Below are 8,641 nucleotides of genomic sequence, written 5' to 3'. Positions count from 1 at the left end.
TAACACCCGTCCGGCGACCCGTAAGGTCGGGCAGAGCACCGAAATCGTGAAGCTGCTGCGCATTCAGGCCAGCGACATCCACGTGGTCGAGTTTGACAACGTGGACACCCGATTTAATGACTGCAACAACTGGCAGGTGATGGCAGGGGACAAGCGTGTCCTGTTCAGCAACCGCATGTATGAACGTTTTTCAGATGTGAAATCGGGGATTCTGGCAACGATCAACGTATGTGAAAACTGTGCCAGCGAAACGGATAAAGCGATGCTGGAAGGGGCAAAAGTCATGATGCAGATACTCGACGGCTATCCGTCCTTTGCAGCACTGGCAGCACACCCTAAACGCATTACCGGTTAACCGGGTGCCGTGACCGGAGGGCAATCCGGCCACGGCGGACCATCACTTAAACACAGGAGTAAAAATCATGGCCGCCACCAATACTACGGCAAAAAAACCTGCGAAATCCACCCCTGCGAAAAAGACAGCGGAGAAAATCGCGCAGACTACCGAGCAGAAGCTCGTTCAGCTGCTCGCTGATACGCCCGTGCAAATTTTCCCGTACTCCCGCCTGTCACGCACTGACTTAAACACGCGCATCATTCCGCATACCGATCAGGAAGTGGAAGAGATGGCAGACAGCATTCAGGCAATGGGCATCCTGCAAAACCTGATCGGTGCAGAACTGCCGGACGGTACGATCGGCATTGTCGGCGGGGAAGGTCGCCGCAGGGGCACAGGCATTCTGGTGATGCGCGGTGTGCTCGATGCAGACACACCGTTTGTTCCGGTGAAAGTCCTGCCCGTGGAGATGGCGGTGGCGGCCTCGATGAACGAGAACGGCCGACGTAAAAACATGCATCCCGCCGAGCAGATTATCGGTTTTCGTACCCTTCAGCAGGAAGGTAAAACGGCCTCTCAGATCGGCGCACTGATGGGCTATCACCCGCGCCACGTCCAGCGCTGCCTGAAGCTGGCGAATCTTGCCCCCTCCCTGCTGGATGCGCTGGCGCGGGATGAAATCTCCCTTGAACAGTGTGAAGTCCTGACCCTTGCTGATACCCATGAGCGTCAGGAGCAGGTCTGGAAAGAGGCTGTTGAACAGTGGCGCGATCCTGCCGTACAGACCCTGCGCAAAATGGTGACCGACGACAAGATGGCCATCAGTCACCCGATGTTTGAGTATGTGGGGGAGGAAGCCTATACCGCCGCTGGCGGTACGCTGACCGCCGACCTGTTCAGCGACAGGGACAGCACCTTTGCCGATGCGGCGCTGGTGAAATCCCTGCTGGCTGGCAAGCTCACCGTGCTTGCCGCCCGCCTTCAGCAGGAGCAGGGCTGGGGCTGGTCAGAATTCCGTATGACGGAACTCAGCCACAGCGGCGAGGACAGGGAACAGTATCGCTTTGCCATGCCGGAACCTGTACTGACCGAAGATGAGCTGCAACGTATTAACGAGCTGGAAGATGCAATTGAAGGATGTGTGGCGTATGACGACGAATACGAGCTTCAGCAGCAGATTGACGATATTCACTGCGAGGCGACTTATCGCGAAGCCACGCCGGAATTTCGCGCCGCGCACGGAATCTGGGTGTCATGGGATGGTGACAGTTTTCAGGTTCAGCCTGGTATCCGCAGGCTGACCGACGAAGACCGGGCAGCAGAAGAACAGACGCGTCAGGAGCGTGAAAAGAACGTAATCAGACACACCACGCCTGACATTCCCGCTGACGCCTATCCGGCAACGCTGGTTAAGGCCATGTCTGCGGAGCGCACTCTTGCCGTTCAGGCGGAACTGGCGGGTCGCCCCGACGTATCGGTGGCGCTCCTGACGTGGACGCTGTGTCTTGCGCTCTTTGATCGCACCTACGGTAAACGCAGCGAACCGCTGAAAGCCTATGTGACCTCGAATCAGTATCACCTTGCATCACTGGCTCCATCCGGTGAAACAGGGAAGGCGCTGACGGCGCTCAGGGCACAGAAAAAAGCGCTTCAGGCAACGCTGCCCGAAAACTGGCATCTCGATTTCACCTGGCTGCTGTCATGGTCAGCAGAGCAGGTGAACACCCTGCTGGGATTCTGTGCGGCGCACGGTATCAACGGTATTCAGGAACGACTGTATAACCATACGCAGAAAAGCGAACTGGACGGGCTGGAAGCGGCGCTGGACTTTGACCTGCGTAAGTGGTGGCAACCGGGGGCTGAGAGCTACTTCGGCAAGCTCACGATTTCCCAGATTGGCAAAGCCTATGAAGAAGCCGGACTCAGTGCCCGTGCAGGTGAAGTTGTGAAGCTCAAGCGCCGCGATGCGGCAAAGGCCGCCGAACAGGATCTGAATGCTCAGGGCTGGCTGCCTGACTGGATGGTGCGCCCTGCGCCAGCCGCTGAGGCTGAAGAAGCCACTGAATCCGACGCTGATACCACTGACCACGCTGCTTAATACCGGAGGCCGCCGCCTTCGGGCGGCGGGAACAGACATGACCATGCAATATGACCTGAACCGAATCAACACCCTGACCGCCACAGACCTGGAGTTTATCCGTCAGCAGGGCGAGGACGCGCGCCGCGCCCTCAGCGATGCCGTGACCGGCCTCCTGTCGACACCTGAAGGCTGGCGCGTCTGCGCCGAGTTCCGCAGCGAGTTCGGCGGTTTCTTCCCCGTCCAGTGCCGCTTCAGCGCGGACGGCAGCGATGACTGGCATCTGTGCGTGTGCAGCCCCGGCGAAGTCTCGCCGTACTGGCTTCTGGTGCTGCTCTCCTCCGGCGGGGAAGTGGTGCGTACCCTTTACCAGAGCGACACGCTCCGGCCTGACCGGATAAACCGGCTGATCGCGCAGCTGGCAGGTATGCGCCGCTTTAACTGCACTGCCAGCACCGTGGCGAACCTGATGAGCGGGGAGGTGACAGCATGATCCCGTCCTCACACGCGCTCGTTTCCCTGAAGCCCGCCCGTCAGGCTGCAATTCAGGCTATCAGCCATGTTGAGTCTGCCCGCGAACGCGGTGCACGGCTGCCCGCCATGCCGTATGTGCGTACCTTTCTGCGCTTGCTCACGGGCAGCGGTCGCCTCAACGCCACGGTGGCCAGTAAAATACCAGGCCTTCACTGGGTGCCAAACAATCGTCATTCGAACCTGAAACAGGTCGAGGAGGCGCTTAACACGATGATCGCCACCAGTGGCGAAGCCTGCCCGCTGCCGCTCACGGCTGACGTACAGGCCGAACTGTTCCCGGAAGTCATGCACACCCGCACCGGTCGACGGCTGCACAGATCCGGCATTAAGACCACGCGTCAGCTTCGCCGCCAGTCCCGTGAGTACGAACAGCGCTGGAAACTGCGCCAGAACCTGCTGGAGCAAGCAAAAATCGACCTGAATTTTCAGTCACCGGAAACCGTCTGCACCTGGTACACCCGGTGGAGCGACGAGTTTGACGCGGCAGAGCTTGCCGGACCGTTCTGGCGCTGGCAGTCGCGGTTCGCGTCGCTGAAGGAACTTGACTGGCTTCGCATCAGCGGTGAGCCGCTGTATGCAGTGATGTACGAAATCCCGTTTATTGTCCGGGAAACACCTGAGCATGTTCGTGTCGCTGAACGCTGGCAGGTGCCGAATAAGTTGCAAAATCAGCAGGGGGAAGGGGCGCATCAGAAGTCATGAGGATATATACAGTTTTTGGACTGTTATTCCTGGGCAGATGATCGACAACGGGATATAATGGCGATGGCGCTTGAGGCTTTTTGCCTCATGACGTGTTGGTGGTTTGTTGTCGTGTTGTGTGGCAGAAAGCAGAAAGCCCCGTAGTTAATTTTCATTAACCCACGAGGCCCACTGAATGTCTAGTCAACACCAGTATGGCCTCTTACCGTGCAATTTGCAAGGAGGTGTATGGGTCCACCACATATTGCAATTTTTACTCTCACGTAAAATATAGTCCACTGGCGTCATCAGTTCGAGTGATTTATGTGGCCTTTTGCTGTTATACAGCACCAGATATTCAGCCATTCTTTGATTAAACAAATTCAGGTCCTCAAAAAGCAACAATTCATTGAATTCAATAAATTGTTCTCTAAGTGTCCGGTTAAATCGCTCACAGGTCGCATTCATTTTCGGTGTGTACGGATAGGTCCAGATGTGTTTAATCGAGGCTTCCTGTAGCGTTTTATCAAAGTTACCGAGGAACTCCTTACCGTTGTCAGTGACAACTTGTCTGATAGCGACAGGAAAGAGCTTTGTGGCCTTGCTGAAGAAATGGCTGGTAATATCGCTGTTGAGTGAAGGGACCGCCAGGGCCAGCGCATAGTCGCTGTGCTCGTCGATCATGGTAATGATATAGCGGCGTAGGTCCCCCATCCTGAGTTCAATCGCGTCCATCCCTATGAGTTCGCCTGTTTTTACCGGGCGGTATTGTTTTGGTCTTCTGGGCTTCACTGAGCGTTTTTTTATCAACCGGGCTTTGCCCCTGGCGCTGAGGCGTACGGGGATCATCCGCATTTTATCGTGAGCACCAGCAATGATTCTTCCAATGGTTGACGTGCTGGGACAGGTAAAATGCCGCGCTTCACACCATGGTTTCAGCCTGACAAAAATCTGCTCTTTGCCGAGATTGGGTAACTCAGTTCTCAGACGCCTGATCTCCTTGAGTACATCAGGATGCCAGTGCCTTGAACGGCGAACCAGAGGGGCTTTGCTTCTTGGAATTAGTGCTTCTGGACCACCGGTGCGCAGTAACCGGCGCCACCAGTAGAGTGTTCGCGTTGATACGTCAAAAGCATCAGCTGCGGCACGGATCCCGTGCTTATCCCAGAAGTTCAGAGCCTTCATTCTTAACTTCGCAATCTCGGGCATAAGAGAGTGTTTCATCGCATAAGCAGTTGCTCGGTAATACCCAAAATAGCCGACACCGATATGCTGCATCAACATCTGGCAATCCCTCCTTTAGTGTTCTGAGGCAATTGCAATATCTGTGTGAACTTACACAGGAGGAGTAAACCATGAAACTGCCGCGAAACGCCCTTATCTGGTGCGTATTAATCGTGTGTATAACGCTCTTAATATTCACATGCCTGACCCGGAACCGCTTATGCGAACTCCGGCTAAAGGACGGGGACAGGGAGGTCGCGGCAAGCCTGGCTTACGAATCCAACGGTAAGTAGCAACCTGGAGGCGGGGGAAACCCCGCCTTTTCAGGAGCTGAGTTGCTCTGATATGCCTGAAGCGCCTTTATGAAGGGGTTGCCGGTTCGCCGTCAGCCCCTTTTTCCTTCCCGACGCGACCGCACGCCTGAACTTCCGGGAAGGGCTGTTCCCCTGCGGGGAACGGGGGAAGGGGGACGCGCCTTCGGCGCTGCCCCTCTGCTCCCTCCGCCTTGTCCACATTCCTGCCTTTCCTGCCTGATTTTGCTGAAGTCAGAGCGCCATGAGTTACCTGCCTGTACCTGGCTTCAGCCTGGTTTTTCCTGTGTTCTTCATCCCGGGCGTCATATCCGGCGTCCTGCTGGTTAACTTCCTCAACTGCAGCTCCGTGGCCATAACCCGAAAACAGGGCAGGGCGATGGCCCCCTTCGGCTCCCGGCCCGCGTGGCGGTCCGGTCGTCGAGCCCCACTCCGCCAGGTCGGCTGCTGACGCACCCGCCGGGCTCCGCCGAACCCCTTCGGGTTTCGGGCTGACGCTAGGGTCTGATGGCTGAGGTCAACCCCCTGGCTTGCACCGGCCGGAGGCCGGGCCGCCCTGACCGCGCCGGCGGAGCCGTCGCTTTAAGGCCGCCACGTCGTTCCGCCGTGTCGGGTGCGTGCATCCTGTTCACCTGGTGAGGCCATCCCCCGTGCGTCCTCACGCGGAGGGCTGCTTGTAGCACCGTCGTGTCGTCATCCGAAGGGTGAAATGCACGCCGCCAAAACTTTTTGCGTGGCGCAAAAACTTTTGTCTGCGCCCTTCTCCTGCCGCCCCGCCGTCGCTCCTTTGCCCTTTGCCGCGAGAGAACTCACCAGGGAGATGGACAACCATCACCACAGGAGAAAACCAGGATGCACACACGAAACGTCAACGTCAAAACCGCCGCTCCCGAATCTTCCAGGAAGATAGGGGGAAAAACCGTGTCGTACACGATCCTCGTCGCTGAGCAGAAAAAAAACTCAGCGGAGGAACCTGATGTTCTGGAGTTCAGCAGCCTGGCTGAGCTGAAGAAACTGCGCAGACGCTGCCCCGAAACGATGCGCTGCACCTATTTCTACGCCCTCAGCAGCGGCGTCGATAAACAGTTCCGCCATATCCATGTGGCTGAAGCTGACCACTTCAAACAGTTTGTGCGCCTGATCGCGCGTGCAGGTATCGACATTTAAACACGGTTCACCCCGTGCGGCAGCCGCCGCACGGAACCTCATAAGACAGGAGCCAGAAATATGAACGTTAACACCCCGGCCGCTGTACCAATGGCCTTTTTCGTTCCGTCTCATAACGCCGTTTATGACCGCGCAACCCAGCTGGAAGGGCAGTGGGTGACTCAGCATGAAGCGATAACGCTGGAATCCCTGCGCCGTCTCTATCCGGATGCGGAGCTGATCCCCGCGACTCTGGTACAGGAAAAGCAGAATGACGCCTATCGCCGTCCCTGGGTGGAAATCACCGGGGCCCGGTACATCGACCAGCTGGAGACACTGGCGCTTACGGACTGGTGCAGAGGGTTTGGCGGGGAGTCGTTCAAATCGATGGAGTTTACGGGCGGGGATGTGACCGCAATTTTCGTCCGGTACGGCGCGCGTTTCTTTGAGTGCCATGACCTGCACACCCGCCATCACCGGGAGCTGATTGGCGACGTGATCACCCGTTTCTGTCTCGATGCACCGCTGAATTCCGCGCATTAAAAAAGCAGGGTTGCCCCTGCTTTCTCAACGCCGGGTAGCCGCTGGAACGGTGAACCGGCAATCACAACCAAAGTAAGGAGATTGATCGTGAAATTTGACCCGCAAACTGTCGCACAGGCGAAGGCATTTGTAAATGCCCTCCGCGCCGGAAAACGCGCTCGCGTACCCGCGCTGCGCTTCTCACAGTGGCAGCCGTTCCTGTCCGTGGTAAATGCCGAAACGGGCTACGCCACCGATGCTGACTGTGGTCTGGCTGTCAGCGTCTACCCGGCGCTTGGACTGGCTTAACAGGAGGCGGCCGCCTGCGGGCGGCCGGTAAGGAGAAACCATGTCACAACTGAGTTTTGAATCCCTGTTTCTGGCAGACCAGGCTGATCCGCAGCCGCAGGCTTCCGCACCGGCCCGGATGCTGTCGCCAGCTGAGGCGCGTAAACAGTTCGCCAGTGTCTTCCGCCAGACGGCGAAAAATTTGCGCCGTTCCGAAGTGTTCAGTGACTTCATCACCCTGGCAGCCAGCGAGCTGGATCTGGCCCGTATTCGTTCGCCGGAGAACATCGAAAACAGCCGTCGCATCTGCGCACGGTATCAGCCGGACGATTTAGACGCCATGAAGCAGCTGTTCTGCCTGTTGGTGGAGGGGCTGGCGGGTGACATTCATGATTTCCTCGGCGCTCTGTATATGGAGCAGGAGCTGGGCGCGGACGAAATGGGGCAGTATTTCTCGCCGTCCTGCATCTCCCGCCTGATGGCCGGACTACTCATGCCCGGCGCTCAGGAGACGATAAAGCGTGAGGGGTGGATGACGCTTGATGAACCCGCCTGTGGCAGCGCCGGTATGGTCATTGCCTTTGCATACTGGATGGCTGAAGCGGGATATAACCCGTCTGAACAGCTGTATGCCACCTGCACCGACATCGATCCAATGGTGGCTGATATGGCCTTTATCCAGCTGGCTCTGCTGGGTATTCCCGCGAAAGTCGTGACCGGTAATACGCTGACCCTGAAAGCGAACCGAGTGCGTTACACCCCCGTGTATTACTTCAATGACTGGCAGGGCCGTCTGGCATTTCGCAGTCGTCTGGATGCAATGAAAAACTTTCTGGCCACCGTGGCCGCCTGACTGACAGAGCGGCAGGGCAGACCTGCCGCAGGGAGATAAAAATGACAAGCAACACACTGAACGCTGTTCCGGCGACCGTGCTGGAGACCATGGCAGAACGCCTCAACGGCCAGCCTGAACCGCTAAAAATCCGCAACAACGACGATCACGCTGCACTGGCTGCAGATGTGCTCTGGCAGTTTGCCCGAAAAACCGGGCTGAACAGGGAAAGCGAGAGCGTGCAAACCGTCATCACGGATTTTCTGGCCAATCTTCTGCACCTGTGCGAACAGTGCGATCCTGACGGGGCAGGTATCGACGGATTTAATGCCCTGCTGAATATGGCCATGATGCATTATGAGCAGGAAAACGGAGGTGACAGCGAAGAACCAGTTTGATCGGGAGTCTGTGCCCTGGTGGATACCATCAGGGCAACCGCAAAAAAACGCATCCCCTTCGGGGAAACGGGGAGGGCAAAAGCGCCTCCGGCGCTCCTGCCATTCCCCGCTACCGTACTTCTCTCCTTACCTGGCTTCAGAACCGGCGTCCTGCTGGTTAACTTTCTCAGCTGCAGCTTTGTTATGGCCATAACCAGAAAGCAGGGCAGGGCGATGGCCCCCTTCGGCTCCCGGCCCGCGTGGCGGTCCGGTCGTCGAGCCCCACTCCGCCAGGTCGGCTGCTGACGCACC

The 8,641-nt window shown here is 57.4% G+C and carries 11 protein-coding genes; 10 read left to right on the top strand and 1 reads right to left on the bottom strand.

Annotation, left to right across the window (positions count from 1 at the left end):
* The 4 genes from QMN93_RS24995 to QMN93_RS24980 form a co-directional block, all read left to right on the top strand.
* A partial coding sequence (locus tag QMN93_RS24995; RefSeq protein ID WP_323620212.1) for a hypothetical protein occupies positions 1 to 355 on the top strand: 355 nt, incomplete at its 5' end.
* Positions 356 to 422: 67 nt separating this feature from the next.
* The gene (locus tag QMN93_RS24990) at positions 423 to 2,435 is read left to right on the top strand and encodes a ParB N-terminal domain-containing protein (protein ID WP_323620210.1); all 2,013 of its coding nucleotides are present in this window, start codon (positions 423 to 425) and stop codon (positions 2,433 to 2,435) included.
* Positions 2,436 to 2,472: 37 nt separating this feature from the next.
* Positions 2,473 to 2,907, top strand: coding sequence for a conjugation system SOS inhibitor PsiB (gene psiB, locus QMN93_RS24985; protein WP_063417520.1), 435 nt, complete (start codon positions 2,473 to 2,475; stop codon positions 2,905 to 2,907).
* The gene (locus QMN93_RS24980; RefSeq protein ID WP_323620209.1) at positions 2,904 to 3,650 is read left to right on the top strand and encodes a plasmid SOS inhibition protein A; all 747 of its coding nucleotides are present in this window, start codon (positions 2,904 to 2,906) and stop codon (positions 3,648 to 3,650) included. The genes psiB and QMN93_RS24980 overlap by 4 nt, the downstream gene beginning before the upstream one ends.
* Before the next feature lie 183 nt (positions 3,651 to 3,833).
* Here the strand turns inward: QMN93_RS24980 and QMN93_RS24975 are convergent, their stop codons facing one another.
* Positions 3,834 to 4,913, bottom strand: coding sequence for an IS481-like element ISKpn28 family transposase (locus tag QMN93_RS24975; protein ID WP_004220208.1), 1,080 nt, complete (start codon positions 4,911 to 4,913; stop codon positions 3,834 to 3,836).
* Between the two features lie 71 nt (positions 4,914 to 4,984).
* On the opposite strand from QMN93_RS24975, the gene QMN93_RS24970 reads away from it, so the two are divergent.
* The 6 genes from QMN93_RS24970 (at position 4,985) to QMN93_RS24945 (ending at position 8,350) form a co-directional block, all read left to right on the top strand.
* Entirely contained in the window at positions 4,985 to 5,146 is a 162-nt protein-coding gene (locus tag QMN93_RS24970; protein WP_017900895.1) for a type I toxin-antitoxin system Hok family toxin, read from the top strand.
* 870 nt (positions 5,147 to 6,016) lie between these two features.
* The gene (locus QMN93_RS24965; RefSeq protein ID WP_063417588.1) at positions 6,017 to 6,331 is read left to right on the top strand and encodes a hypothetical protein; all 315 of its coding nucleotides are present in this window, start codon (positions 6,017 to 6,019) and stop codon (positions 6,329 to 6,331) included.
* Between the two features lie 60 nt (positions 6,332 to 6,391).
* On the top strand, positions 6,392 to 6,853 hold the full coding sequence (locus QMN93_RS24960; protein WP_107112190.1) for a hypothetical protein: 462 nt from the start codon (positions 6,392 to 6,394) through the stop codon (positions 6,851 to 6,853).
* Positions 6,854 to 6,940: 87 nt separating this feature from the next.
* The gene (locus QMN93_RS24955) at positions 6,941 to 7,141 is read left to right on the top strand and encodes a hypothetical protein (protein WP_013087182.1); all 201 of its coding nucleotides are present in this window, start codon (positions 6,941 to 6,943) and stop codon (positions 7,139 to 7,141) included.
* Positions 7,142 to 7,181: 40 nt separating this feature from the next.
* The gene (locus QMN93_RS24950; protein WP_063417586.1) at positions 7,182 to 7,973 is read left to right on the top strand and encodes an N-6 DNA methylase; all 792 of its coding nucleotides are present in this window, start codon (positions 7,182 to 7,184) and stop codon (positions 7,971 to 7,973) included.
* 41 nt (positions 7,974 to 8,014) lie between these two features.
* Positions 8,015 to 8,350 (top strand): hypothetical protein, encoded by a 336-nt coding sequence (locus QMN93_RS24945; protein WP_063417585.1) that lies wholly within the window; start codon positions 8,015 to 8,017, stop codon positions 8,348 to 8,350.
* Positions 8,351 to 8,641 lie beyond the last annotated feature (291 nt).

The organism is Enterobacter sp. R-1.6.2, assembly GCF_035064085.1.
Lineage (GTDB): Bacteria > Pseudomonadota > Gammaproteobacteria > Enterobacterales > Enterobacteriaceae > Enterobacter > Enterobacter asburiae_B.
Note: the sequence above shows the minus strand (reverse complement) of the source record. Positions and strands in the feature narration are given on the sequence as shown.